The following is a 24755-nucleotide window of genomic DNA, read 5'->3' as shown; positions in this document are numbered from 1 at the left end:
TCAGCATACTCAGGACGGCTATCCCCGGCTGACCACTACAAGAGTGCTACGCGCCTACACCCCGGCGTCTTCCAGAACTCTCTCCGCGTCCTTTATCCGGAGCTTCCCGGACATGAGTTGGGGGAGCAGCGCGTCGCGTGTGGACGTTAGCCTCCGATTTTCGTCTAGATATGACTGGATCAGTCTGCGCAACGGCACGACGGTTTCGTTGAATTGTAGGATTCGGCTTGGCTCGGGAAGTCCTACACTCGTCGCAACGATGACCTTTGCGTTCATGTTCTTCTGGACGGATCCACTCATTGCTCCTTGGGCATACTCCAGATACTGCGGAGACCGCATGAAGTAGTAAAGATAAAGGGCTTGATCAGGATCGAGTGTCTTAAGACGAACGAGGTAAGACGCGAAAACGGCTTCAGGATCGCCGACGTCGATGAAAGCCGCCTTGCCTGGGTCTGCCATACGCGCCACCAAAATGTCTCCAGCGGAAACTCTATACTTGTGCAGCTCCGCGTCACTAACTGTGCAATTGGGGGTGCTATCCCACTCGATCCATGGCTTTTTGTTGATGTCCGTGACGCGCAAAAATTTCGGACCCGGTTCATCGTGGGCTGACGTCGTGATCCCGTACTGCGTTGAAACCAAATCCGAAAGCGAGAATGACCGATCTGCGTACTGATTTGCGTGAGAGAAGTGTGACGTCGCTAAGTTAGCTGTGGTGGTAGTGAGTTTGGTGCTGGCGGCGATCTTGTCGTCGAGGGCGCCTAGGACCTCTGCAATGGCCTGCTGCTCGCCAAGCGGCGGACAAGGGAATGTCGTCGCCTCGATCCGGTTCGGCGAAGTGTGAAGGATTTTGCTGCCGGTCGCAGTCACGAAGAGTTGCCGGTTAAAGTCAGGAGTTCGTGCCAACTGATACATGAACTGGTGGTCTAACAGGTCCGGCCGATCTATGACCAATTTTCCTAGTCGTTGATTGTGGAGGTAGGTGCGACCATCGTCTGGGACCATAGCGGGTACGCCAAGAATCTCGCCTCCCTCAGTCTGGCACGTCATGACCAAAAGGAGATCGCCCGCCTTTAGTTCGTATTCCTGTGGATACTGTGCTGCATAACGCTTCACTGCAGAGTCGGAAAAGCGGAAACCTCCCCCGTAATCGAAATTACCGATCGATACGACGATCGGGAGGCTGGCGTCGGTATCGGGCGCAAACCCCTCTCCTTTGAATGCCCAGCCATGCACAACATGTGCGACGCTACCCAGACGAGCAACTTTCCAGTCATTCACAAAACCCTCCCCAACTGCTCGCGCACAATCGCCGCCAGCCTTTCGGACTCTTCGAACTGCTCGAACAATTCCTTCGACAGTCGAACGATCTTTTCCTCGATCGGCTCACCGTCGTCCTCAACATCAGCAGCACCCACATACCGTCCCGGCGTTAGCGCATAGTCCGCAGCCTTGACCTCCGCCAGGCTGGCCGAATAGCAGAAGCCCGCCTCGTCGTCGTACCTTGACCCGGCCTCAACCGCCGAAGCTGTGCCTCGCCAGGCGTGGTAGGTGTTGGCGATCTTGGCGATGTCGTCATCGGACAGGGCGCGTTCGGCGCGGTCCACCATGTGGCCCAGGTTCCGCGCGTCGATGAAGAGCACTTGCCCGGTCCGGTCGACGGAGCCGCGCGGTCCGGCGGTCTTGTCCTTCGCGAAGAACCACGTGCACACCGGGATGCCAGTGCTGCGGAACAGCTGGGTGGGTAGGGCCACCATGCAGGAGACGAGGTCGGCCTCGACCAGCTGGGCACGGATCTCACCCTCGCCGCCGGAGTTGGAGGACATGGAGCCGTTGGCCATGACCACACCCGCAGAACCACCCGGCGCCAGCTTGGAAATGATGTGCTGGATCCAGGCGTAGTTGGCGTTGCCGGCCGGCGGGACGCCGTACTTCCAGCGCGGGTCGGACTCGGAGCGGGCCCAGTCTTTGATGTTGAACGGCGGATTGGCCATGATGAAGTCCGCGCCGTTGTTGCCTGTCAGCTCCGGATGCTGGTCGCGGGCGAACGTGTCGCCCCAGCGGGACGCCAGGTTGGCGTTGAGCCCGTGGATGGCCAGGTTCATCTTTGCCATCCGCCAGGTGCGCTCGTTGAGCTCCTGGCCGTAGACGGAGATGTCCGAGCCCTCCATGTTATGTGCGGCCAGGAACTTCTCGGCCTGCACGAACATGCCGCCGGAACCGCAGCACGGGTCATACACCCGTCCGCGGTGCGGTTCCAGCACCTCCACCAGCACCCGGACTACGCCGGCCGGAGTGTAGAACTCGCCGCCTCGCTTGCCCTCAGCCTTGGCGAACTTCTCCAGGAAGTACTCGTACACCTCGCCCAGCAGGTCGCGCGCTTTGCTGGCGCCCTGCCCGGTAAATCGCGCGGAGTTGAACAGGTCCAGCAGCTCGCCCAGGCGGCGCTGGTCCACGTTGTCGCGGTTGTAGATCCTGGGAAGCGTGGCAGCCAGGGACTTGTTGTCGGCCATGATGAGCTCCATGGCCTCGTCGATCAGCAGCCCGATGGACTTGGGCGCCGCACCGTCCACCGCATCCAGGCCCTTGGCATGCTCCGCCAGGTAGGTCCAGCGTGCGCGGGGCGAGACCCAGAACACGCCGCGGCCGGTGTACTCGTCCACGTCGTCGATCAGCTGGGCGATCTGCTCCTCGTTGAGCCCGTCCGCCTCCAGCTCGGCCTGGATCTGCTCCTGCCGCTCCTCGAACGCGTCCGACACGTACTTCAGGAACACCAGCCCCAGGATCACATCCTTGTACTGCGAGGCATCCATCGAACCGCGGAGCTTGTCCGCCGCCTTCCAAAGCGTGTCCTTGAGTTCCTTCATGGTGGACGGGGCGAGGACCACCTTCACTTTCGGGGGCATTATGCAGTTCCTTCTTCTGGCACGGCGTGGGTAATAGGGTCTGTCAGGGTGAGGCTTCCGCCCGCTACGCCGTCCGTAATCAGGGTAGCGAGTTCTTCCAGCTGTTTGAGTCGTTCCCGTGCCCGGGCCTGCTCGTGTTGCAGGCTCTGCAGGGCGTCGGTGAGCGGCTGGCGTTGGGCTTCGACTGCGCGGCGCAGCTGCCAGCTCCGCCAGGACTTGTCCGCCGGGTTGAGGCCGTTGATGTCACGTACGACGACGGCGGGCAGCAGGCCACCCGGGTCACCCTGGTCAATCCTCAGGATCCGGGCGGGAAAGACGACGACGCCGCCGCCCTCCTCGTCCACCATCGCCAGGGGCCGCGGGCTGGTACAGAAGACAACGTCGCCGGGTTCGGTGAGGCGCCCGGTGGGGTAGTTGGCGGCGAACTCCAGCAGGGTGATGAAGCGGGGTGGGGCATTGTCCGGGTCCAGCAGTTCCTCTCGGCCAAGGATCCTGCTTCCCGCCGTCGTGTTGGTGTGTTGCTCTTCGACCCGGATGCCCTTCACATACTTCAGGTGCCCAGAGCCCATGAGTTCCCGTACCGAGGCTGGAGCGGGGGATGAGTAGGCAGGCGCGGGCTGCACACCGACAAGCCTGGTGTCACTACCTGCCCCTGTGGCCAGGGCCCGGACGAGTTCGTCGACGCGGAGCGCGGCCTCTGCGTCCGGCACCGCCGCCGGGCTCCTCTTGGCCAGGCCCGGTGACCAGGGCGCTACTCCCGCGAGCAGAATCCGAGTCTGTACCAGCCGGGCGAACCGGAAGGAGTGAGCGCGGATTGTGGCCCGGTTTCCCATCGACGCGACGATGTCGCTGATCAGGTCCTGGATTACGTCGACGGTCAGCGGGGAAGTGCTGAGATCTGCCACCATGGTCCAGCGGTCTGCGATGGGTACGTTGGCAAAGGACGGCCCCAGCACCCACAGCGCCTGCGGCTCGCGTGGTTTTGCCCGAAGGAGCCCGGGGGTGAGCCGGATGATGGCCCGCACGCGGCCGGACCGCAGCAGGTCGGCGCGGATGTTGTCCGCTTCACCGGCAAGTGCATCGGTCAGGACCCGGGCTGGAGCCATTACAACCGCCCGTTGGAAGTCGTCCATTTGCAGCACGATGTTCTCGATGCCGGACAGGATGCCCTTGGTGTTCAGGCCGGGTTCGCCGGGCGCGGGATATTGCGCCACATGGATTGCGGAACCGGTGACGGCGAAAGCGCCCTTGCCATCGACCTTGACGGGCCCACTGTCCGTACCGTGCACAGCCAGGCGCCGGCGCGCCAGACGCGAGGCGCCGCCGTCGTGATCCGCTGCTAAAAAGGTGACGGACTCTGACTCGCTGAACTGCTGGGAGATGCTGAGCATAACGTCGCTCCCGCCCGGTGTGGCGTCCACGAAGACGGGCCGGCTTTCCAGCGTGGCCGCAAGTTCTATGGCTGCTGCGCTGACGAGGCTGAGGGCAGCAGCCGTGAGAGCGGTGTCCGCATGCTCCCTCAGGCCCTCCTTGAAGCGGTGGGTCAGAAGTTTCTCGAACGCCGCCGGAGCGCTGTAGGCGCTGTCCACCAGCCTGTCGGCGAAGCTGGCCAGCCCAGGAAGTGCGGAGCCCAGGGCCTCCAGCTCGGAGTACAGGAACAGGTCATCAGGATCTGCCTCATCGGCCTCGTCTAGGAGACCGGATGCACTCCGGTTGCCCAGCGCGTGTCCGGTGATGACTTTCAGTGCGAGCAGTGCTGTCAGGCCGTCGAAGGTCTTGCGGCCGTCCTTTAGCGAGCCGCTGGCCGTAGGTTTCGCGTGGACGGCGACGTCGTTCCTTGCCTCAGGATTGTTGCCCCGGCCGGTGGCCTGCAGCCATGCGGTGACTTCGTCGGCGTCGAAGAGTTCGACGCCGTTTACCGTTTCCGCGGGTACCGGGAATGGGAGGGGCCCTGCGCTGCTGCGCCTCCTCCACATGGAGACAACGGGGCGCTGCACCTGTGCGAGGGATGCCACGTCCGACAATGTCATTCGCATTGTTGTCGTCGCTGTGTCCATTGCTGCCCCCTTTTCGTTGGTTCGTCCGAGAGCCTAACTGAGTGGACAGACATTTGCGGACTGAGCCTGATAACCCCCCTTATCAGCTTCTTTGGAGTGGCAGTGACCAAGCAGGCAATAGCTTTTTCCTGCAGCCAGGAGGTGATCCTCCGGAGCTGTGGCGGTGGCGGGAAACCGCACATTGGGGGGAGGTATCCCGCCGCCGACCTGCAGCACTCGTGAAATGGGGAGAACTAAGTGTTGAACAACGACATCGGACCGGGGGAGATCCAGGACACTGATCAGGTGTACCAAGCCGGGCATGCGACTCCTGCCCAGGTGGCCAAGCGTGGCCGGAAGAAGCCTGCCCTTCTGGCGGCGGCCGCCGTCGTGCTGTTTGACGGCGGAACGGCGCTTGGAACGGCATTGCCGGATCCTAAGGAAAGCACCGCGTATAAGTCCCTCGCTGGCGAGAAGTCCACAGTCGAGACCGAGCGGGACGTTGCACTTGCCAGCTACGCCTCACTGAAAGGCAAGTACGACACGCTTGAGAACGGCATGGCTTCCCGTGAATCCAAGGTCGCGGCCCGGGAAGCCGAAGTCGGCAAGGCAGATGCTGCCGTGAAGACGGCTGAGGCAGCGGTCAAGGTCCGGGAGGACGCCGTGACCGGGGCCGAAAAGGCGAAAGCGGCGCGCACGGTTGGCGACGGGACCTGGACGGTGGGCACGGACATCGAACCCGGCACGTACCGGGCAGCGGCGTCCGTCGGCTCCACCTGCTACTGGGGGATCTACCGCAGCGGCAGCAACGGCAGCGACATCATCGAAAACGACATCCCCGGCGGCGGCCGGCCCGTCGTCACCCTCTCGGCAGGGCAGGACTTCAACTCAACCCGCTGCGGCAAATGGGAAAAGCAGTAGCCACTGCTACTCCGCAGCATCATCCAATCGCATCACTTGAAAGGCACCATCATGACCAACCAAAACTTTGCCCCTGTCCCGCTGGCTGCCCAGACGCCGGCAGTCCGACCGTTCTACAAGAAGAAGCGCTTCGTCGTCCCCGCAGGCGTCCTCTTGGTGGGCATTCTCATGGGCTCCTGCTCCGGCGGAAGCAAGCAGGCCGCGGACTCCAGCCCCATCGCCTCTGCCACGGCCTCCATTGAAGCGACTGCACCGGCTGCCGCCGCTACGGCCGCACCGACGGCGGCAGCACCGCCGTCGTCCGCTCCTGCCGCTCCCGCGGCGCCTACTGTGGGCGTTCCGTTCTCCGTGAAGATGCGCAACGGCAACGTCGCCAGGATCACTGTCGTGTCCGCCGTACGCACCGACTCTGTCACCACTGGGGCGTTCTCTACCCCGCCCAAGAACGGCACCTACCTGCTCCTGGACGTGCTCTGGGAAACGGAATCCGGCAAGACGATCTCCAACCCGCTCTACTTCTCGGCGAAGGATGCCAACGGGCGTAAGGCAGACATGAGCATGTTCGCCGATAACCAACTGGGATCAGGGGAGGTCCTGCCCGGCGATAAGGCACGGGGCAACATTGCCTTCGATATTGCTCCCGGAGCTGCCACTGTCATGATTTCTGATCCGCTGCTGCAGGAGGCGGCGCGGATCCAGATTCCGGGATAAGCTCACGTCCGCCCGTGCGGTCTGACCGGCGGAGGTCCGTGCAGCGTGGCGATCAAGATCCTGCCACATCATGCGGGACACTGATGACGGCGCTGCGGGGAGCCCTGGGCTCCTCTGCCGCGAACCGAATTGCAACGTTGATAGAAAGGCTCAGGGTTGAGCCTGTGCTTAGAGGGGGACAACGTAAATGACCGAAAGCGAAGCTGTCACGCTGGAGACCCAGTTGGATGATGAGGAAGCCAATGCAGACATCGCGAAGGCGGTCAGTGCGCGTCACTCAATCGCACGCAAGTACGTCATGCGGATTCGTCGCCGTCGTCCAGAGGCAACCCCTGCGGAAGTGATCAGGTTGCTCGAACGTCACTACAGCACGTCGATCACGGCTGCAGGGGCCGCGATCACCGCCGGGTCGATCGCTGCTGAGGTGGGAATCTCATTGATTCCGGGTGGCAGCGTCGCGGCAACCGGTCTGAAGACGGCTGGGAAACAGGCGGCTAAGAAGACTGTGCAGGTAACGGCCAAGGAGGCGGCCAAGGTGGCCGCGAAGAATATGGCCATGGGGGCTGCGAAAACAGGTGCTCACCGTGTGGCCGCGCTTCTCCCTGCCGGTGATCAGCAGCTCCAGTTCGAGCTGACGGCAATATTTGGACTGGCCTTGGCCGACATCCACGGGAAAGCCCTGGACCAGGACCAGGCTCATGCCTTGGTCTACGGGCTGACCAACGACCGGGTGAGCCAGGAACAAATTGCCACCATGGCCAAGGACGTGGCGGAGACTTCCCCCGAAGGGGTAGTGGGCGTTGGGCACAAATTCGCGGCCGCCAGCGGTGACTGGTCTCATTGGGCGACAACCTTGGCAGATACCCTGCCCAGCGGCGCCGCGCAGAGCCTCGTCCGGACCATCCAAACGGGTCAGCTGGACACAGTGCGGGAAACCCTGAACGGAAAACAGCAGACGGCGATCGAATATGGAGTGGGTGCACTCACTGGGGGTGTGAGCCGTTTTGTCTTTGGCCGAGACGTCGTCGAGTCCGCCCGTAAAGCATTCCCCGAGGCTCCGGCGGAGTTCCCGGCGCACCTTGCCCTGCAGATGGAGTCATCAGAAGTCGACGACCGAGAGTCCGAGCCCAACCGCGCACTTGCAGCTCTGGAGGAGGCAGCGAAGTCCACAGGAAGCTGGATCTCCGGGACGGCCAGCACTGTCGGAGAAGGAGTCGCTACGGGTGCCTCCGCCGTGGGATCGGGGGTCGCGAGTGCCGCTGCTGCGGTGTCCCGCCCGTTCCGTGCCGTGGACGTTGACGGCGACGGGGTCCCCGACGAGCCGCAGGCCCTCACCGCGGTAAAGGGGCTCGGGGGTGCTATCGCTGGTGCCGCGGACTCGGCCGGCGACAAGCTGGTCCGGGTATTCAAGTCTAGAAAGCGCGGGGCAGGGGCCGCCGAGACACTGCGGCCTGGCAGCGAGGATGCGCTCAAGAAGTGAGAGCTGCCCTGAGGAAGGAGACTTATCAGCCGTTAATCCGTCGCTGTGGTCCATTTCTGAGTGGACGCCGATTGCAAAACCCTTCTGGTGCGGTCAAGGCCTGTCCAACAACAGTGACCTGACTTGGGTGACGAGGCGCACATCCTCTTTGCTTACAAATCGTTCTGTACTTAGCTGCTCCAGTAAGGCGAGTCCGACTCTCCGTCGGCCCTGCTTGACGTCACGGGCCATGTCCATGGCCTTTTCAGCTCTGCTCCACCATTCGGAACGCCTTCCCGACCCCGCCGTTCGGGCGAATAGCAACTGGAGTAAGAGCACCACAAATATCAGCGCCAGAAGGCAGGCGAGTGCCGTGGGGCCAGCCACAACCTGCATCCACTCGGCGTGCCAAGCCTGGTTGTCGACATCGATCCCGCTCACGGTGCTAGTTAATTCCACGACAGGAGCTTAGCCCGCGGGGCCGCTTCCCCTCGCGTTCGCCACCTGGCGCGGTGGTTCTGATGCTGGTGCAGGATTGCTCCGCTCAAACCGACCGCTTTCGCCGCCTACGGCCTGGTCTCACCTCTGTTCTGCACCAGGGCTAGGGCATCGACTCTCGAGAATTCAGGTGCCGGTCTCCGAAACGGAGTCTCCCGCCCCGATAGGTAATTCTTTGGGGCATAGATTCAGGTGGAACAAAGAGATCGACGATATCAACGTTCAGCACTGCCGAGATGTCCCAGAGGCGCTCATAGCCCAGACTCCTTTGGCCCAGTTCAACGTAAAGCACGGTCTTCCGGTCCATGCCTGCGGCATGCCCGAGCTCCTCCTGCGTCAGGCCGCGCTCCAGCCGCAACTCACGTATCCGAGCTCCCACCGCCTTGCGACGCGCACTCCAACGTTCTCGCTGCTCGGTGGAGGACTCACGGGGAACGGGCATCGTTCAATGTCACTAAGATGGGACATCCCCGGAAAAAAGAAGATTATTCAGGTCCTCCAGGAGCTGTCCGGCGATCTTGACCCGACGGGTTCAGCGAAAAAATCGGCAGACCGCCGAGAACTCACCGAAACGCGTTTTCAGTCCCCGTCCTGCCTTGCTACCAAGAGGCGAGGTCCAGGTCGACTCAAGCCCATTCGACGTGATCGTGCGGATGCCCGATGGGAGGCCCGGCAAGGTCGAACTGACGATCATGATCGACAAGGCCACTCGGTCGATCATGGCCACCAGCGTCAAGAAGAAGAACACCGGTACGGACGTTGCCGCGATGCTGGCCGACTCCATGACGCCTCCACCGCTGCGCCCAACGGGGTTACCCGCGATCGACACTTGGCGCCTGGGTCGGATGGAACTACCGTGGGCCAAAAACCTGACCCCCGAGCAAAAGTCCCAGCTCGACACGACCCGCCCGGCCATAGTTGTAAACCGCCTGGTTACTGACAACGGCAAGGATTACAGATCGCATGTGGTCGAGGCGGCCTGCGCGCAGCTCGGGATTGTCCTGACCCGCTCGGCGGTGCGAACTCCCACGGACAAGGCCAACGTGGAGCGGGCGTTCCACACCATCAAAACCAGGTTCGTGATGCTGCTGCCTGGCCAGACGGGCGGCACCGTCGAGGCGCGCGGTCACCACCCGGAACACGAAGATCTTCTCGACGTCGAAGAACTGATTTGGCTCTTCGACGCCTGGGTAGCTCAAGTCTGGCAGAACAGCCCGATGGAAGGGTTGCGTGACCCTCGTCATCCGGCCGCGCCGCCCCTGAGCCCCAATGCGATGTACGCGGCGATGTTCCCCTTCGTCGGGTACGTACCGATGCCTTTGAGCGAGCGCGACTACATCTCGCTAATGCCCGTGGACGAGCGCACCATACAGAAAGACGGCGTGGAGTTTGGTCGGCGGACCTACGACTCTCCCGCCCTAGCGCAACATCGGTCCTCGGGGTTGCTGGGTAAGAAGAAGTACGAGCTCCGTTACCAGCCCAACGACCCCAGCCGAAGCTGGGTTTACATTGATCAGACTGATGAATATGTCGCATGCGACTGGCGCGACCGGCGTGTGGACACGCCTCACTCCCGACGGATGTGGGACTTGGCTGCCCAGGTACGCAGCACTTTCCATCCCCTTGATCCCGACGAGGGCCTCGGTGAAACCATCTCACTGATCGAGCGCGCCCATAAGCAGTGGAAGCAGGAAGCCGCGAAAGCCGAGCGAGCCGAGCTCGCTGAGCACCTCGACAAAGTGCAGGGTCGAACGGCCCGCGAGGGCCGTGCCGCCCTCCGTTCTGTTGACGACGAAACTGGCGCGGCCACCCCCACCAATCCGGAGATCGACCAAGCCGATGATTGGAACCTTGACGACTGGGAACCAGACGAAGCCTTTGGTATCGAAAAGGAGGTCTAAAGCCCGTGAAATACCGTAAACGATTGCGCACCGGCGGCGACCTTTCCCACTATCGTGGGTACCTGACCTGGGCACAGTCCCAGCGTGAAGCTGTCCGCATGCCGCCGAACGATACCCTCGCCGCTATGACGCACCTGCAGCGGCGCGAGTACGACGAGACTCGTCAGATCTACCTGTCGCGCGGCATGACGGTCGCGACCAGGACTGTCAATGACCTCGATGCGACTGTCGTGGAGCAGATGGACACGAACTTTGCCAAGCGCGGCGGCGGCCACGGAATATTCCTCTCGGCGCCGTCCGGTGCTGGCAAGACAACGTCACTACACCGCGTACTCGGCGCGGTGCTCGCCGATCTAAAACAGGACGACCCGGAATTGCTTGAACGGGGAGAGGTTCCTGTTGGATACGTGTGCATCCCGGCACTGGGAACACCGCGCTCCGTCTACCAGGTTCTCGCCGATTACCTTGGCATTGACTACACCGTTGGCGTCACCGAGGCTGAGCTGTCAACAATGGTCCGCAACGGAATCAACCTAACCAGGATGGAGCTCCTGGCGATCGATGAGGTCCAAAACCTCGACAATGCAGCCAACGCCGGATCCGTCGCTGACGCGCTCCGGCGACTCGGCGACGATGTGGACGCCACAATCATCCTGGCCGGTATTGACCTCGAGCACACCTCCATCACGACGGGCCGTCGCGGCGCTCAAATCGCCAACCGGTTTCGACGCGCCGCCGTCTACGACTATGCCGACGATACACAGGAGGATTGGAGGAAACACTGGCTCAGTTTGGTGGGCGGAATGGCCGCAGCTCTGCCACTCCATGCCAGTGACCCACGGGAAATAGTGAAGCTCTCCACGCTGCTGTTCGACATCACTCGAGGCTCGGTAGGCATGCTCAACTCCGCGCTGACCCAGATCGCCCGTCGCAAGATCTCTGAAGGAGACCTCGACAAAGAACAGGTGACTGCCGAGGACCTCGACCGCATAGCACTAACCCTGCAGGCTGAACGCCACCGGGTCCGAGTGACTCCGGGCGCGAAAACCTCGGGCAAGAAGGCCCCGGTTGTCGGGGGACACGGGCGGGGAAGGAACCGAGCTAGTGCCTGAGCCCAGGCCGTCCCTGGCATCGCTATTGGTCCCCGAGCCCGTGCGCGGAGAGACTCCGGCGAGCTTTGCCCGCCGCCTGGAGGACCGCCTAGGTGCTCGCCACGGTACTTACCTCCGCAAGGCTTCCTCTGAACTGCGGAGACTAGGGGTCACCGAGCCGACGATGTCGCAGGAATATGACCAGCTGGCGGACCTCCTCAGGGAACGCTGCGGTCTGGAAGATGACCACTTCGAGCCCGGTCTTTGGGACATGGCCAAGGCCTGGTGCTCATGTCCCCAATGCGGTCCCGTCGGAGAACTTGATCCGCGCCGCGCACATTGGGTTTGTCAAAACCACGGTCTGTGGACGGGCCCAGTCGTCGTCGATACCCATGATCGCCTAGATCCGTCCCTTGCGGGCCAGCTGCACGGGCAGCCGGTGGGAGTGACAGTCATGAACGCAGCGGCCAATCTTGAGCAGCACATCGTGACGCATCCCGAGCTCGTGGGCGAGTGTCTGCGCCGTGCCATTTCAATGAAATCTCACGGCCAGCGCCAAAACTTTGAGCCTGATGATCTGCCGGTCGCTTCCGTATTGGTGGCCGCTGCGCTCGACCCGGTTACCCTGCATGACCTGGCAGCAGCGGCCGACACCAAGGCCGCTCACTCGAGCCTCCAGAGTCGCATCGCGGACGTAGCCTCGGAATGGTTGCACGTTGTGACCGAGGTACAGTTGGTCGAGCTGACCGACCAGGCCTGGTTGCTGCTTCGCCCGACAGTCGCCGCCGCGCGGGTGGCTTCTGGTCAAGACATCCCTGTCGACGAGATGAACCCGGTAGTCGCGTTACCCGTTGGCATGACCGGGTTCGAGTTCAAGGCGGCCCCGGGGGGAGTGGTTCGCGCATTTGAGGACCACTCGCGCCGACGATTCTTGGTGGATTGATCGCTTTGCAGCGCGGACGGCAGGGTATGTGAGGGGCAGCAGCGATTGGACGTTGTTGTGTCCGGCGGGCCATTGTCTCCACGACAGCCAGCACGGGGCTCGGCGCTACCCAGACAATGAGTTTCACTGCCCGGTTTGCGCAGGGTCCCGCGCTGTGGATGGCATCAGTTCGTTGGCCGACACTCACGCTGCCCTTGCCGCCCAATGGGACCAGAAGCGAAATGGCGACCTCACGGCCGGTGCGGTGCTGGGCGGGTCGAATAAAAAGGCCTGGTGGCTGTGTGCTGACGGACACTCCTGGCAAGCAAACGTAGCCAACCGCGCGCTGCTTTGTTCTGGGTGTCCCTACTGCAGCGCCAAAGCTGTACTGCCGAATCATAACGACCTAGCTACGACGCACCCGGACCTCACAAAGTTTTGGGACCCGGTAGTCGAACAGAAGCAGGCGCACCAAGTCTCCGCTGGCAACTCGACTGCCAAGGTACATCTGCGGTGCGTAGCTGGCCACCGGTTCGTTCGCACTCCGGCCAAACTCGTACTGCGCCCGTTCTGCCCGTACTGTGACGGCCGCTCTGTGGCCGAGGGGGAGAATGACCTTGTGACCACTCACGCTTGGGTGGCTTCATGGTGGCACCCATCCAAGAACGGCACGCTGGAACCAAGCGACGTGAAGGCTGGCTCTGAAAAACGTGTGTGGTGGGTGTGCCCGGACGGTCACGAGTTCGAGCAAGCCATCGCCTACCGTACCAAGCAGGAAAAACAGCAGTGCCCAGTCGACACCGGTCGCCTCATGGTTACAGGAGAAAATGACCTAGCGACGACGCATCCTGACTTACTTGCTGACTGGGACTATGAACGCAACGACGTCGACCCGACCCAGGTCGTCCCCGGCGTCAGGCAACGCTGGTGGACTTGCTTTCAAGGACATAGCCAGTACGCACAGGTGCGGAACCGCCTCCGTTCGGGAGGGTGCTCGGTTTGTCTGCCTGAGGAGCGCGCCGGCACGCCCGCGAGTGAATTCCGCCGGGGGCGGCAAGGCTGGGACAAGCGGATTGCGCGCCACATTCAGGAAGATTGACGCACCAAGGGAGGCTTGCTCAGTGAACCAGCCGCTGGTCACGTCCTGGCGCCGAAGGTGACGGCATTGAGCCCGGCCGGCGGTTCCGGTCGCCAGCAATAAGGGGACGGAGCGGGTGCTCTGCGGGCCCACGGCCGTGAGGGGCACCTGATGGTCTCCTTCTCGTCAGGGGCGGCGACCCCCGCTCTCCCACCGGCGCTTCTTTGCCACGCTCTCATACCGTTCTTCGGACTGCCTTCAGCCGTCCGCGTCAGTGTTGACTAAGCTGTCAGGGAACTTGAGGAGTGAGATGAACGCGGTCAATCAGGGCGCTATTGGAGGTGTCGCAAATGAAAGTGGTTCAAACCACCGAGCTGTTGGTGCCGCCCTAATTGCGGCATACGGGCTAAACGGGAAAAGCGTTCAATGGTTGGGTGCCGACGCGTGGCCCGTAAGCATTGGATTGGAGACCGACCACGCTGTCGACGACATCGAAGTCTTGCTTAGCGACGGGCGTGCCATACACATACAAGCCAAGAGTAGCTGCGGCCTAGGAAGCGCCTATAAAAAGTCGGCCGCACAGTGGGCTGCGTCCGCTAAGAGCGGGGAAGCCACGTCTGTAAGCAGATTCGTCCTCCTAGTCTCCAATGCGTCTGGTTCACTGAAGCTGCTGCGCGATGCGCTCGATCACTGGCGCGCCGGCACCTCTCTGACGGAAGGTGAAAAAGAGAGCCGCAAAGCTGCCATCGATCTGTTGACAAGCGAGCATGGGCTGAGCCGCCGCAAGGCCAAATATGTAATGAAGAAGGTCTTCGTGGCGGTGATTGATACCGATTCGTCTGGACAGGCGTCCCAACTCGGAGGCGCTCTGTTGGACGCTGGCGTCGTGGCCCCAGAGTCGGGGCCGGCAGCTTTCGCGATCTTGACCAATTTCTTTCATGACCACAGCCGTCAGCGCAAGCAAACAGGTATTGACGACTGGCGTTTGGCCCTACGTGCTGCCCAGCTGCCCGTGCACTCCGATCCGAAAGGAGTGCTCGCGGCCCAGCTCCAGGCGAAGGATGATGAAATCGCGTCCTACCGAAGGAACCTCGCTAAGACTAAGGACGAAGTCAACTTCTTTTCTCTCGATTTTGAGGTCCAAAAGTTCAGCCGCCCTGGTTGCTCTCAAGCGCTGCGGGTACGTGCTCTGCGTGAGTGGACGTCGAACACTAGCCGCAGGCCCGATGCGACCCCCCTGCTGAGCATCACGCGGAGACAGGGACGCTTTGTTCTGGTTGGCGGCCCTGGCGTCGGAAAGTCGTTCAGTTTAGGACAGATAGCCGCAGCATTCGCGGAAGACACCAACGCGCCCCTGCCGTTGCCATTGCGACTTCGTGACGTTTCCACCTCGCTCAGTGTGCTGCCGGTGTCGTCCTCGTGGGGGTTCAGAGAGGTCGCGAGGCATCTGGCCGGGAATAACGAGGTTCTTGAAATTGCATTGCTAGAACGCATGCAACATGGCGATGTCATATACCTCTTTGACGGGCTAGATGAAGTTGTCAGCGATCGATCCAAGGTCGTTAGTTGGTTGGGCGACTTCCTGGAAAACCTCGCAGCGCACACAGACTTGGTTGTATCGAGTAGACATGCGGTGGTTGGAATTGAGGAACTGGACCTTCCGCAATATGAGCTCTTGCCGCCAGATGATCTGGTGGAACTCACCGACGATGTCCTCGTCAAATTCGCGGAAAGCGTCCCGACAAGGGGCGGTGAGCGAACAATATGGCTGCAGTCGCGTCGAGCGTTCATAAAGCATGCCCAGAGCAAGGATAGAGATCTCTGGAATGTTCCTTTACTGGCAATTCTTATGCTAGCCATACTGATCGACCGGGGGCCGGCAGGCGTCCCCAAGTCAAGATCCGAGCTCTTGCGCATGGCAATTGAATCGAGCGTCAGTCGATGGGAGATGCGACGCATCGACGGTATCGAGGCGGGGTTGCCAGACCAGTATCAGCCACAAATTGTCATCGATACGTTTGCCGATATTGCTGGCGTAGTAGCTGATGGAGGTGCATGGGGCGACGCATTCGATGCGGTTGTTGCTCGCCTTCCGCATTGGGGCATACCGGCTCCAGCGGCCCCGTCATGGGCTACTGCGATTCTCCGTTTCTGGGACGAGACCGCTGCAGTTTTCGTCACGTCGTCCGAAGGTGGGAGACTCACGGCGAGATCGCGGTTGTTTACGGAACTGGGAGTCGCGATGCTGCTTGACCGCAACATCACGGCCATGAAGGAATGGGTAGTCGCGAACAAGACAGACGCCGATTCGTATCACGCCATGCGCCTTCTGTGTGGTCTAGATCCGAAGGCGATGGACTGGATGGCTGAGCTCGCGGTGCAGGGAGCATCCGAGCTTCTCGACGTCATTCTCGACGCGGTGGAGGACGGTGCAATCCTCGATCCTTCAATACAGGGCCGGGTACTGGATCGTCATCTGGCTAGGTTGCCCACCCTGCCCCGCAGCGCCAAGACCGAAGACAAGAACGCGGACGATACTGGTATCAAGAAGTTCCTGACCGGGCCAGTGGATGAGGCCTATCGTCTAGCAGTCCGGATAGCCCGATACCCATTATCCGAAGCTCAAGATTCCGCGATAAGGCAATTTGCGCTCGGCCATTTAGACCCCAGGCAAACTTCCGTTGTGCTCGCTGTGAGGGAAATTCAGAGCCCTAGGCATCCGGCCAATTCAGATGAACACTGGCGGGTGATTGCGGACGCACTGCCTCCGGCGCCAGACAGAAGCCGAAAAGACGGATATATAGGGCCGTGGCGAGACATAGATACATCTGGCTTGTACGTCGTAACTAGGTATGCGGCAGAGCAGCTGACCCCAGAGCGTGAAGAGCTGGCACTCCGAGTATTGGCAGCAGCCCATATTGGCCCGATTTACGATGTGGACGAGGTCCGCGCACTTCTCGTAGAGAAGGGATTCCGCGAAAATCTTGCGATGCTGGACCTCCATTTTGGGACTGAACTCTTCGACTCTCTTCCCAAATCATTCAGTACAACGGACCAGCCGCTCAGCCTGCTCAAAGACTGCCTCGGAGAACCGGGCGAAAGCGCTCGCGCAGACCTCTGGCATCTCGACGAGGCTTCCGCTGCATATGATTTGCTGCGCGTCAACGATGTTGCCTTCGGGCAGCTGTATTGGGCGATCGAGAGGTTTCCGGAGCTCAGTGCGGCAATAGCGCGGAAAATAGTGGATGACTCTTCGCTCACTACCAATGAAGTTGCCGCTCAGATCCATGCAGTTTCTACGCTTGGCCGATACGGCAGTACGTTGCTCGACATCCCGTCAGATCGGACACCTCGCGCCCGCTTGTCACCCACGGACGGCTGGGAAGAGCTGGCCATAGCTGCTTGGGGAACGGGTAATGCGTGGCTTGGCCTCCAGGCGTTGACTCTTGCTCTTGATGCCGAAGGCTTTACTGAAAACTCCCTCAACACACTCAAAGCGGCTCTGGGCGGACTTTCTCCGACGGCGCGGCGCCAAATAGGTTTGGTGGTTGAGTATCATCACCCAGGTCAAGCTTGGCTTCTGTCAGATCCGCTAGCACGCGCCGGTGTCTGCCGAGTTCAGTCGGGGATGGCCTGGGCGGCGAAGGACAATGAGACGCTTGTCGAGCTTCTTCAAGATCCGGACCTTTCAGTAAGAAACGAAGCCATCCTGGACAATGCGCTCCCATATGAGTTGGCTGAACTCCTGCGAGCCCCCCTTCCTCGGCCGGAACGCTGGAGTTGCCATGGATGCGGTAGTGCTGTCGGCATCGATGCGGATAAGTGCTCCTGCGGTACCAACCGGCCCGACGACGAGTTGGAAGAGCTAATGTCGGTCTTCAACTAGAGCGCTGCGGTCGCAGGGCGCTAGACGCTGACGAATCCACGGAAATTCTCCTCCTCGAGCCATCGGGGCGGATACTGCTTCGGGAATTGCCCAAGTAGGTCGACTCGCGCTATGAGACGTCGCCGTGGAAAGAACCCAGACATTCCGCGGCTCTGACCCGTGAGCAATTGCTCAGATAGATCGGAACATCACACAGGTTTTTTCTTCGATACGCAGGCCGGCGGCACATTCTGTACTGTGACAGCCGGTTTCAATGGACCCCGCACGCTTTGTGCGGGGTCCATTGCGCTTCCCGGGCGGCACGAACCGATAGCACACGTTGAGCTCACCGCGCGGCGAGGTACTCAGCCAGGCAGTCCTCTCCGAGGGACCGTGGCAGGCGGAAGTAGTCCACTGTGCCTTTGCCCGCTGGCATCATTGAGTTGCGGCCTGGTTGAGTCAGGAGGCGAGCGCGCGCCTGCGGCGGCGAAGGCAACTTCGGTGGCTCCCAGTCCTGGTGCTCACTCTTGTATTTGCGCCCGGAGGGCGAAACCCAGCCGGGCGGCTCATTCTTCGACGCCGCCGTCGGCCGCCACCCGCTGGTGTGCCGCAACCGATGGTGCCTGGGACATGGCTGTCCTAAGTTGCTGATTCCAGTGGTCCCACCCTGGTGCCAGGCGAGCAGATGATCTGCTTCGTTGTCCAAAGAATTGTTGTTGCACCCAGGGAAGGGACACTTGCCGTCCCGCAACCTCATCCACCTCCGCATGGCCTTGGTGAGCCGGTAGCTAGTGCGGCCTATTTCCAGCGGGGCGCCGTCACGGGGATCCACGAGCACGCGGTAAAACGAGTCGGCTCCGTTGGCTACGAGATCCCGTGCCATGGTGGCCGGGATGGGGCCATAACTGTCCAGCATAGCGGGTTCATCGGTGGCACCGAGGAGGGAAAATACCGGGACGGTGACCAGGACTTCGGCGCGGGGAACGGGGATGTCAGCAAGCCCCTTCGACGCGGTACCGGCGTCGTCAGTTCCGGCGGACCCACGGCAGCAACCGGTGCAGCCGCTGCCCCCGCGGAGGGCTGTGGCGGCGAAAAGATCCGCGCGAAGTTGGGTGAGGGTGCGCTCCTCGTTGGGTCCCTGGAGGCCCCGGGCGATGGCGGTGTAGCGGTTCCAGATGGCCGTGGCCTTGTCCGCCGGCAGGTATGCGGACAAGCGTGCCATGCCGTCCTGCTCCGGAGCGAACTCGAGGCACCTCTCCTCCACGCTCTTTGCGTGCCGTTTTTCGATGCTGTCCGGGTGGTTGCGTTCGCGCCAGACCCGGGCCTTGCGCCGGAAGCGGTATGCGGGCATCTCCCCTGCGGGGCAACCGCGGGCAGCGTCCGGCGCGTCCGGGCCGAGGAAGTGGGCCTCCAACGCGGTCGCGGCGTCAGGGTTGAGGGTGGCTGCCTCCTCCACCATGACGCCGGCGTGCTGCCACGACATAGTTCCAGCCTTGAGTGCTTCCAAAGTCCGGGGCAGCGAGGTCGTCAGCGCGTAGGACTGTGCCAGAAGTGCACCGGCGGCGCGGTCGCCGATGGCCAGGAGGCAGCCCACCTCCGCGGCGATGGCCATTTCCTGCGCCTGCACCGTGATGTCTGGGGGAGCGATAGACCGCGCTGACTCCGCGAACGTGGCCACAGCCTCGGCCTTCAGTGCGGCGACACGGGCCTCGGTCCGAGCCGCTCCGGCCAGGATGTCCAGGCATTTGTCGGCCAAGGCGGCCAATGGATCGTTGGCTGCGGGCGCTCCGCACGCGGCTTTGGCTACCTCGCCACGGACAACGGCAAGGGCGGCGTCGATCGCCTCAAATGCCTTTGCCACCGCGTCCCGTCCCATGTACCAATGGTGAAGGGAGGGTCCGACAATGTGAGCGAGTAGTGGACCGCAACGGAAAGTTTTGGCTACTACCCCTGCATAGTCTTTGCCCCCTAGGCTAAGTGAGCAGATGAAAGGGGTGTCGCCCAGTGGCCCTCGTCGGGCGGTCCGGGTCTGCTGTGAAGGCGGCGCCGTTCGGCTACCGTCAAGAGCGGGGCTCGACTTCCAGGACAGGGGACACATGAGCAAGGTGGACATCAAAGGCAAAGGGACGCTGGAGTTGTCCGGTGGAGTCCTTCGCCTGAGCTGGAAGCTGGGGACCTACATAGGCATCGACGTGGCCAACGCCGCCCTCGCGGCCATCACCTCCTTGGCCCAGGGCACCAGGTTGCCGATGCTGGTCGAGATCCAGGGTGTGACCCACTCCGCGGCCGCTCGAAAAGTCTTTCCCGACGCATCCAGCATTTCGCGTATGGCATTGCTGGGTTCCTCTCCCGTTGATCGCGTCATCGCCATGTTCCGCCTCCCCCTGGCGCCGACCGGATTCCCGGTCAGGTATTTCTCGTCCCGGGACAAGGCAATGGCGTGGCTGCTTGAGGACTCAGAGGAGGAAGCCACGGGACCGGGCGACACCGACTGATCGCCGTTCCCATCCAGGCAACTCCCGCGAGGAACGCCTGCAGGCCCGCAGCCGAGGGGCACGGGGCCGGCGGCGGATTGGGGGGCTGCATCCGGTCTCGGGATGCTCCGGCCGCCGGCCCTGGCTCGCTGTGCAGACGCTGCCCCAGCGGCAGGATCTTGACCTCAACGATAGGGCCCGTCACTGAACGGCAACCCACGATGGGCACAAGGTTCGCTCAAGAGTGGCTCTGGCAACACCGCTGGTTTCCGCATGACGGTGGTCAGATAGGATGCGAATTCCACCGACGATAGAAAGACCCCGTGAAGCAGAGTATTTTCGCCCGCGTTGCCCAGCTCGCCAAGGCCAACCTGAACACCCTCCTGGACTCAGCCGAAAATCCGCAGAAGATGTTGGACCAGATGATCCGGGATTACTCGGAGAACATCCGCGAAGCCGAGGCCGCCGCGGCGCAGACGATCGGCAACCTCCGGATGGCCGAAGATGACTATAAGCGGGCAGTGAACGACGCGAATACCTGGGGCAGCAAGGCCGCAGCCGCCTCGCGCAAGGCCGACGAGTTCCGCGCCGCAGGCAACAACGCGGACGCCGACAAGTTTGACGCCCTGGCCAGGCTCGCCCTCGGCCGGCAAATGACCGCCGAATCCACCGCCAAGTCCCAGGCGCCCACATTGGCCGCGCAAAACCAGGTCGTCGACCAGCTGAAGAATGGCCTGGACATGATGCGGGCCAAGCTCCGGGAACTGACCGTAAAGCGCAACGAGCTGGTCAACCGTGCCCGGGTCGCCGCCACCCAGTCCCAGGTCAACGACGCCCTCAAAGCCCTGGGCGGCGGAGACCCGGCATCGGCGATCGGCCGTTACGAGGACAGTGTCCGCCGCCAGGAAGCCACCGTCCTCGGCCAGCAGGAACTTGCTGCCTCCTCCCTTGAAGCCCAGTTCGCCTCCCTGGAAAACCTCGGAGAGCAGACCGAAGTGGAAGCCCGGCTGGCGGCCCTCAAAGCGGGCGACCGTAAGGCCCTCGGCTCACGGGAAGAGTGAGGACAGAGCCGTAGCTGCGGGAAGATTCTGCCCCTAGGATGGCGCCATGAGGAAGTGGGGCGAGATGCATCCCGCGCTCCGTGCCGCTCTGGTTGGTGCAGTCGCCTGCGCCGTCATTCTGGCGGCAGGACTTATCGCCGGGGGAAGCCTCGACGACGCCATCTCCAACGCCGTTTTCTACGCGCTGATGATCGGTGGCGGGGTGTTCTTCCTGACGAAACGGTTCCCGACGACGGCGGAGAAGCTTGATGAACGCGGCAACCTGGTCGTCTTCCTGCGATTCCCCGATTCATCGGCGGGCTCGTTGAGCAGCATTTGGCAGATGGGGATTGCCAGGCCGGGCGATAAGCGGATCGATTTCCAGCCGATCGTCGACGACACGCTGATCCCCACTGGCCGCAGCAAGGCTTTCACCGGGCTTGGAACAACAGGCGTCCCGGTGCGGAAAGCTAACCGCCACGACAATCAACAGGACGTGCCGTCGGACTTCCGGATCCTCACCCTGGACTCAGACGGCGGCGTCATTCAAATTGCAGCCGGCCCGGCTACCCTCCAGAAAATCCAGCACGCCGCCCAGTCCCCGTCCCCGTAGCCTTTGGCTGGCAGATCGCCGGAATCACATCTCCGGAGGAGTGCAGACGTGCCCCTCGGCGTCGATCGGGTATCCGCAGAGCGGGCAGAGGGGTCGCCCGGCGCCCACTACCTCACGCGTGCGCTTGGTGAAGGCGCGGGCCGTGCCCACCGGCATCCGCACCAACAGCATCTCGGATGCCTCGGCCCCGTCCTGGTTCAGGGATTCGTCGTCCGCATCAGCATCGGCGTCGGTGAGGGGGTAGGCCTCAATCACCACCTGCGCCGTCGCTGGGTCCCAGCCCAGGCCCATGGCGCCGGTGCGGAACTGCTCCTCAACAGTTTCAAGCGGATCGTTGTCAACCAGCTCGATGGGCGTGCCGGTGGGAACGCTGAAGGGGTTCCCCTCGAGGGTGATGAGTTGGTCGAGTATTTCGTCGACCTTCTCGGCGAGCAGGGCCGATTGCTGCTTCTCCATGGCGATGCTCACGAGCTGCGCACCGGCGCGTACCTGCAGGTAGAACGTGCGCGCACCCGGAGCTCCGATGGTGCCGATGACGACCCGATCCGGCCAGGCAAACTCGTGAACAAGTGTAGGCATGTGAGTATTTTAGGGGAGACAAGGTCCGCGGTGGGTCTGCCCTGCCGCAGGGGAGTTCACGGAGCACGCAAATGAGCCAGCACCAGCCCGATAGGTATGCTGACGGCGATCACTACCAGCAGGGCCCGGTATCCCCAAAGAGGCCAACCGGACGTTGCGCCCCGACCTTGCACGGTCCGGAACATCAATGCCAGCGCAACAACCAGCAGCGCCCCGCCGGCATCGACAACCCATGGGTTGCCGATTAATGTCCCCCCGATGACTGCAGCGGAGGCGCCGTTCCATGCCACCAGCTCCGCAACGCTTTTCCAGCCGGTAAGGCGTTTCGGCGCCAGGAAGTACTGGGCAATGCCCAAAGCCCCCTGTGCCACTCCTCCGACGAGCACCAGGTACGCAGCTGCCCACGACCCATGTTCAAGATGGAGCGGACCGGTGACTGCCGCAACCAACCCGCCTGCCACAACGCACAACAGCGCGACCGCGCCGAAAGCCACGGCCCCCTTCATAGCGCCTCCCGGCTTCACACGTGACGAGTCGCTCATGCGCTCCAAGCTACTGCACTCCGTCAAAGGGCACGGGGCTGGCTACTCCACCAAGGAGTATGAAGAGCCCGTGGGCGTGCGCTGCAAAAGGCCGAAGTCGACCAAGTAGCGGCGGAGCAGGACGATGTCGTCGGTATAGCTGAGCAGCCGCTCGTTGATTTGCCGCTCCGTCAGCGTTTCGCCAGGTTCGATGATCTCGTTGGCGATCTTTGCCAACAGGGCCCGCCGCTCGGCAACGTTCGCGGGGTATCGCTCGATCCGCCCCAGCCGCATGAATCTGTCCAGCCCAGTCCGCGGCTGCCGGCGTGGCTGCTGGGCCAGCAAGTCGCGGAATATCGAGTCCTGTGCCACCAACTCACCCGATGCGTGCTGTTGAACGAGCCCCGACTCAGTCAGTGCTACGAGGGCCCGTACCCGCCGCTGTTCCTTCAGCTCAGGCAGGACGTCCTTGGCCGCCGCACCCAGCACTATCTGGGCGTATGCAATCCTCGCATCAGCATTGCCCAGTGTTGCCAGCACCCGCCGCCAGTGCGGGCCGTTCATTCCGGTGCCTCCGGCCACGTCGGTTTTCCCCTCTGCCGCTGACTCACGCCCAGGTGTTAGAGTGTGCCGAAAGATCCTAGCCCTGATGCCGTGGTCCCGGGAAGCCGCGGTTCAGTGGATCTGTACCGGTGCCCTGTCCGCAGCGGCTCGATCCGAAGGGACATTCGGCACTGGGACCCGGCAGGCCGTTGTTGCCAGACTTGGGGAATGCGATCCGGCACGCGATTGGTCCCTGTCCTGGTGGCTGCGGCCGCGGCTGTCGTCTATGTCCGCTGGGTTCGCCAATGGCAGCTCACCTGGGGTGCCACGCCGGAAGAGGTTTCCAGGCCACTGCCGGGCGATGACCTCGTGCCCAAGCCGACCTTCAACGCCACCCGTGCCATCACCATCGCCGCACCGCCGGAGAGGGTCTGGCCGTGGCTGGTGCAGGCCGGAGTTACCCGCGGCGGCTGGTACAGCTACGACCTCCTCGATAACCTCGGGCGGCCGAGCGCACGGCGCATCATCCCGGAACTGCAGAACCTGGCGGTGGGCGACATCGTGCCCATGAGTCCCGACGGCAAACACGGCATCCCGGTCCGCGCGATGCAGCCTCCGCGGTCCATGGTCTGGGGCACTCCCGGGGACACCAGCTGGACGTGGCAGCTTGACCCCCTCACGGAAGGCTCAACCCGGCTTGTCAGCCGTATCCGCTCCCGATACCGGTGGCTCTCCCCGACACTGGCCTTCTCCGCGCTTGTGGAGTTCGGTGACATCTGGATGATGCGCAAGATGCTGCTGAACATCCGCGAGCGTGCCGGAACGGCGCAAACCTAGATAGGCTGCCGGGCATGGACGCCGTCATTCCCATCTCCGTGGTCATTCCGACGCGCAATGACGCCAGTGAGTTGAGGGCCTGCCTGGCCCTGCTGGCCGTGCAGACCAGGCCTGCGGACGAGATCATCGTGGTGGACAACGCCAGCACCGATGACACTGCCAACATTTGTGCCGCCGCCGGTGTGCGGCGGTTACCTGTGGATCTGCCGGGCATTCCGGCCACGGCTGCGGCGGGTTTTGATGCGGCGGCAGGCGCAATCATCGCCAGACTGGACACTGACTCGCGGCCGCCGTCGGATTGGCTCGAGCGCATCGAACAGATCCTCCTCGCTTCCGGACCCCTCACCGCCGTTACCGGGCCCGGCGACTTCCATGGTGGAAACTTCTTGGCCCGCCTGACCGGCCGGTGCCTGCTCCTGGGCGGTTACTTCGGACTGATTGGCTTTCTGTTGGGCCATCCTCCCGTCTATGGATCCAACTTCGCGCTTCACCGGGAACTGTGGGCCGGCATCCGGACAACAGTTGTCCGGGACAACGCGCTGGTCCACGACGACTTGGACATCTCCTACCGGCTCCGGCCGGAGATGGATGTCATTTACGATCCCACGCTTCGAGTGGGCGTATCCGCGCGCCCCTTCACCAGTTGGTCCGCGTTCAAACGCCGGCTCGTAATGTCGCTGGTCACGTTTCGCGTCGAATTCCGGTACCAGCCACCCCTGCGCCGCCGACGCGAACATTCCCGCCGGTAGCGGTAGCATCC

21 protein-coding genes and 1 pseudogene are annotated in these 24755 nt (G+C 62.5%); 14 read left to right on the top strand and 8 right to left on the bottom strand.

Translation table 11 applies throughout. The features are described 5' to 3' along the window. Positions 1-54: 54 nt before the first annotated feature. Genes NMQ03_RS12060 through NMQ03_RS12050 form a run of 3 tightly spaced genes read right to left on the bottom strand, consistent with a single transcriptional unit; the run spans position 55 to position 4936 of the window. Positions 55-1281 carry a restriction endonuclease subunit S gene (locus NMQ03_RS12060; protein WP_255172408.1) on the bottom strand — a complete coding sequence of 409 codons (1227 nt, stop codon included), beginning with the start codon at positions 1279-1281 and terminating at the stop codon, positions 55-57. Next, positions 1278-2906, bottom strand: a complete 1629-nt coding sequence (locus NMQ03_RS12055; RefSeq protein ID WP_255172407.1) for a class I SAM-dependent DNA methyltransferase — start codon at positions 2904-2906, stop codon at positions 1278-1280. The genes NMQ03_RS12060 and NMQ03_RS12055 overlap by 4 nt, the downstream gene beginning before the upstream one ends. Beyond that, entirely contained in the window at positions 2906-4936 is a 2031-nt protein-coding gene (locus NMQ03_RS12050) for a hypothetical protein (RefSeq protein WP_255172406.1), read from the bottom strand. Before NMQ03_RS12050 ends, NMQ03_RS12055 begins: the two co-directional genes overlap by 1 nt. Positions 4937-5200: 264 nt before the next feature. Here NMQ03_RS12050 and NMQ03_RS12045 point away from each other — a divergent pair, with 264 nt between their 5' ends. The 3 genes from NMQ03_RS12045 to NMQ03_RS12035 all read left to right on the top strand — a co-directional run bounded on the left by NMQ03_RS12045 (position 5201) and on the right by NMQ03_RS12035 (position 8054). Continuing rightward, a complete protein-coding gene (locus NMQ03_RS12045; protein WP_255172405.1) occupies positions 5201-5863 on the top strand; it encodes a hypothetical protein in 663 nt (220 codons plus the stop codon). A 51-nt stretch (positions 5864-5914) separates the two neighbouring features. Beyond that, positions 5915-6574, top strand: coding sequence for a DUF4352 domain-containing protein (locus NMQ03_RS12040; protein ID WP_255172404.1), 660 nt, complete (start codon positions 5915-5917; stop codon positions 6572-6574). Positions 6575-6761: 187 nt separating this feature from the next. After that, positions 6762-8054: a hypothetical protein gene (locus NMQ03_RS12035; RefSeq protein WP_255172403.1), complete on the top strand. Its 1293-nt coding sequence runs from the start codon at positions 6762-6764 to the stop codon at positions 8052-8054. 580 nt (positions 8055-8634) lie between these two features. Here NMQ03_RS12035 and NMQ03_RS21205 read toward each other — a convergent pair. Next, a complete protein-coding gene (locus NMQ03_RS21205; protein ID WP_369693181.1) occupies positions 8635-8973 on the bottom strand; it encodes a helix-turn-helix domain-containing protein in 339 nt (112 codons plus the stop codon). Between the two features lie 199 nt (positions 8974-9172). Between NMQ03_RS21205 and NMQ03_RS12030 the strand changes: the two genes are divergently transcribed. From NMQ03_RS12030 to NMQ03_RS12010, 6 genes and pseudogenes are all read left to right on the top strand, one after another. Then, positions 9173-10432: a Mu transposase C-terminal domain-containing protein gene (locus NMQ03_RS12030; RefSeq protein WP_255172402.1), complete on the top strand. Its 1260-nt coding sequence runs from the start codon at positions 9173-9175 to the stop codon at positions 10430-10432. Between the two features lie 5 nt (positions 10433-10437). Then, entirely contained in the window at positions 10438-11544 is a 1107-nt protein-coding gene (locus NMQ03_RS12025) for an ATP-binding protein (protein ID WP_255172401.1), read from the top strand. Positions 11545-11707: 163 nt separating this feature from the next. After that, positions 11708-12466 (top strand): hypothetical protein, encoded by a 759-nt coding sequence (locus tag NMQ03_RS12020; protein ID WP_255172400.1) that lies wholly within the window; start codon positions 11708-11710, stop codon positions 12464-12466. A 28-nt stretch (positions 12467-12494) separates the two neighbouring features. Further along, a pseudogene (locus tag NMQ03_RS21200) lies at positions 12495-12758 on the top strand (zinc-ribbon domain-containing protein); the annotation flags it as partial. Positions 12759-13064: 306 nt separating this feature from the next. After that, entirely contained in the window at positions 13065-13544 is a 480-nt protein-coding gene (locus tag NMQ03_RS12015) for a zinc-ribbon domain-containing protein (protein ID WP_255172399.1), read from the top strand. 289 nt (positions 13545-13833) lie between these two features. Then, positions 13834-17409 carry an NACHT domain-containing NTPase gene (locus NMQ03_RS12010; protein WP_255172398.1) on the top strand — a complete coding sequence of 1192 codons (3576 nt, stop codon included), beginning with the start codon at positions 13834-13836 and terminating at the stop codon, positions 17407-17409. A 325-nt stretch (positions 17410-17734) separates the two neighbouring features. Here the strand turns inward: NMQ03_RS12010 and NMQ03_RS12005 are convergent, their stop codons facing one another. Then, complete coding sequence (locus NMQ03_RS12005) at positions 17735-19264, bottom strand: HNH endonuclease signature motif containing protein (protein WP_255172397.1); 1530 nt, start codon at positions 19262-19264, stop codon at positions 17735-17737. Between the two features lie 220 nt (positions 19265-19484). Here NMQ03_RS12005 and NMQ03_RS12000 point away from each other — a divergent pair, with 220 nt between their 5' ends. From NMQ03_RS12000 to NMQ03_RS11990, 3 genes are all read left to right on the top strand, one after another. Beyond that, positions 19485-19883, top strand: a complete 399-nt coding sequence (locus NMQ03_RS12000) for an STAS/SEC14 domain-containing protein (RefSeq protein ID WP_255172396.1) — start codon at positions 19485-19487, stop codon at positions 19881-19883. A gap of 302 nt (positions 19884-20185) precedes the next feature. Beyond that, positions 20186-20923, top strand: coding sequence for a PspA/IM30 family protein (locus NMQ03_RS11995; protein WP_255172395.1), 738 nt, complete (start codon positions 20186-20188; stop codon positions 20921-20923). A gap of 46 nt (positions 20924-20969) precedes the next feature. Further along, on the top strand, positions 20970-21515 hold the full coding sequence (locus NMQ03_RS11990) for a hypothetical protein (protein ID WP_255172394.1): 546 nt from the start codon (positions 20970-20972) through the stop codon (positions 21513-21515). 24 nt (positions 21516-21539) lie between these two features. Here NMQ03_RS11990 and NMQ03_RS11985 read toward each other — a convergent pair whose 3' ends face one another. Genes NMQ03_RS11985 through NMQ03_RS11975 form a run of 3 tightly spaced genes read right to left on the bottom strand, consistent with a single transcriptional unit; the run spans position 21540 to position 23179 of the window. Continuing rightward, the gene (locus NMQ03_RS11985; protein ID WP_255172393.1) at positions 21540-22094 is read right to left on the bottom strand and encodes a DUF3090 domain-containing protein; all 555 of its coding nucleotides are present in this window, start codon (positions 22092-22094) and stop codon (positions 21540-21542) included. 56 nt (positions 22095-22150) lie between these two features. Further along, positions 22151-22636, bottom strand: coding sequence for a hypothetical protein (locus tag NMQ03_RS11980; RefSeq protein ID WP_255172392.1), 486 nt, complete (start codon positions 22634-22636; stop codon positions 22151-22153). Positions 22637-22678: 42 nt separating this feature from the next. After that, positions 22679-23179: a DUF2087 domain-containing protein gene (locus tag NMQ03_RS11975; RefSeq protein WP_255172391.1), complete on the bottom strand. Its 501-nt coding sequence runs from the start codon at positions 23177-23179 to the stop codon at positions 22679-22681. Positions 23180-23386: 207 nt separating this feature from the next. Here NMQ03_RS11975 and NMQ03_RS11970 point away from each other — a divergent pair, with 207 nt between their 5' ends. Then, the gene (locus NMQ03_RS11970) at positions 23387-23995 is read left to right on the top strand and encodes a hypothetical protein (RefSeq protein WP_255172390.1); all 609 of its coding nucleotides are present in this window, start codon (positions 23387-23389) and stop codon (positions 23993-23995) included. 14 nt (positions 23996-24009) lie between these two features. Then, on the top strand, positions 24010-24744 hold the full coding sequence (locus tag NMQ03_RS11965) for a glycosyltransferase family 2 protein (RefSeq protein WP_255172389.1): 735 nt from the start codon (positions 24010-24012) through the stop codon (positions 24742-24744). The last annotated feature ends 11 nt before the right edge of the window (positions 24745-24755 follow it).

It is taken from the genome of Arthrobacter sp. DNA4 (assembly GCF_024362385.1).
GTDB lineage: Bacteria > Actinomycetota > Actinomycetes > Actinomycetales > Micrococcaceae > Arthrobacter.
Note: the sequence above shows the minus strand (reverse complement) of the source record. Positions and strands in the feature narration are given on the sequence as shown.

What these genes read in the sequence shown, in the direction of transcription:
- NMQ03_RS21205 (WP_369693181.1), bottom strand. Translation starts at nt 8,973, where the DNA reads ATGCCCGTTCCCCGTGAGTCCTCCACCGAGCAGCGAGAACGTTGGAGT.
- NMQ03_RS12005 (WP_255172397.1), bottom strand. Translation starts at nt 19,264, where the DNA reads ATGGGACGGGACGCGGTGGCAAAGGCATTTGAGGCGATCGACGCCGCC.
- NMQ03_RS12055 (WP_255172407.1), bottom strand. Translation starts at nt 2,906, where the DNA reads ATGCCCCCGAAAGTGAAGGTGGTCCTCGCCCCGTCCACCATGAAGGAA.
- NMQ03_RS12050 (WP_255172406.1), bottom strand. Translation starts at nt 4,936, where the DNA reads ATGACATTGTCGGACGTGGCATCCCTCGCACAGGTGCAGCGCCCCGTT.
- NMQ03_RS12040 (WP_255172404.1), top strand. Translation starts at nt 5,915, where the DNA reads ATGACCAACCAAAACTTTGCCCCTGTCCCGCTGGCTGCCCAGACGCCG.
- NMQ03_RS12000 (WP_255172396.1), top strand. Translation starts at nt 19,485, where the DNA reads ATGAGCAAGGTGGACATCAAAGGCAAAGGGACGCTGGAGTTGTCCGGT.
- NMQ03_RS11985 (WP_255172393.1), bottom strand. Translation starts at nt 22,094, where the DNA reads ATGCCTACACTTGTTCACGAGTTTGCCTGGCCGGATCGGGTCGTCATC.
- NMQ03_RS11970 (WP_255172390.1), top strand. Translation starts at nt 23,387, where the DNA reads ATGCGATCCGGCACGCGATTGGTCCCTGTCCTGGTGGCTGCGGCCGCG.
- NMQ03_RS12020 (WP_255172400.1), top strand. Translation starts at nt 11,708, where the DNA reads ATGTCGCAGGAATATGACCAGCTGGCGGACCTCCTCAGGGAACGCTGC.
- NMQ03_RS11990 (WP_255172394.1), top strand. Translation starts at nt 20,970, where the DNA reads ATGAGGAAGTGGGGCGAGATGCATCCCGCGCTCCGTGCCGCTCTGGTT.
- NMQ03_RS11980 (WP_255172392.1), bottom strand. Translation starts at nt 22,636, where the DNA reads ATGAGCGACTCGTCACGTGTGAAGCCGGGAGGCGCTATGAAGGGGGCC.
- NMQ03_RS11975 (WP_255172391.1), bottom strand. Translation starts at nt 23,179, where the DNA reads ATGAACGGCCCGCACTGGCGGCGGGTGCTGGCAACACTGGGCAATGCT.
- NMQ03_RS12010 (WP_255172398.1), top strand. Translation starts at nt 13,834, where the DNA reads ATGAACGCGGTCAATCAGGGCGCTATTGGAGGTGTCGCAAATGAAAGT.
- NMQ03_RS12035 (WP_255172403.1), top strand. Translation starts at nt 6,762, where the DNA reads ATGACCGAAAGCGAAGCTGTCACGCTGGAGACCCAGTTGGATGATGAG.
- NMQ03_RS11965 (WP_255172389.1), top strand. Translation starts at nt 24,010, where the DNA reads ATGGACGCCGTCATTCCCATCTCCGTGGTCATTCCGACGCGCAATGAC.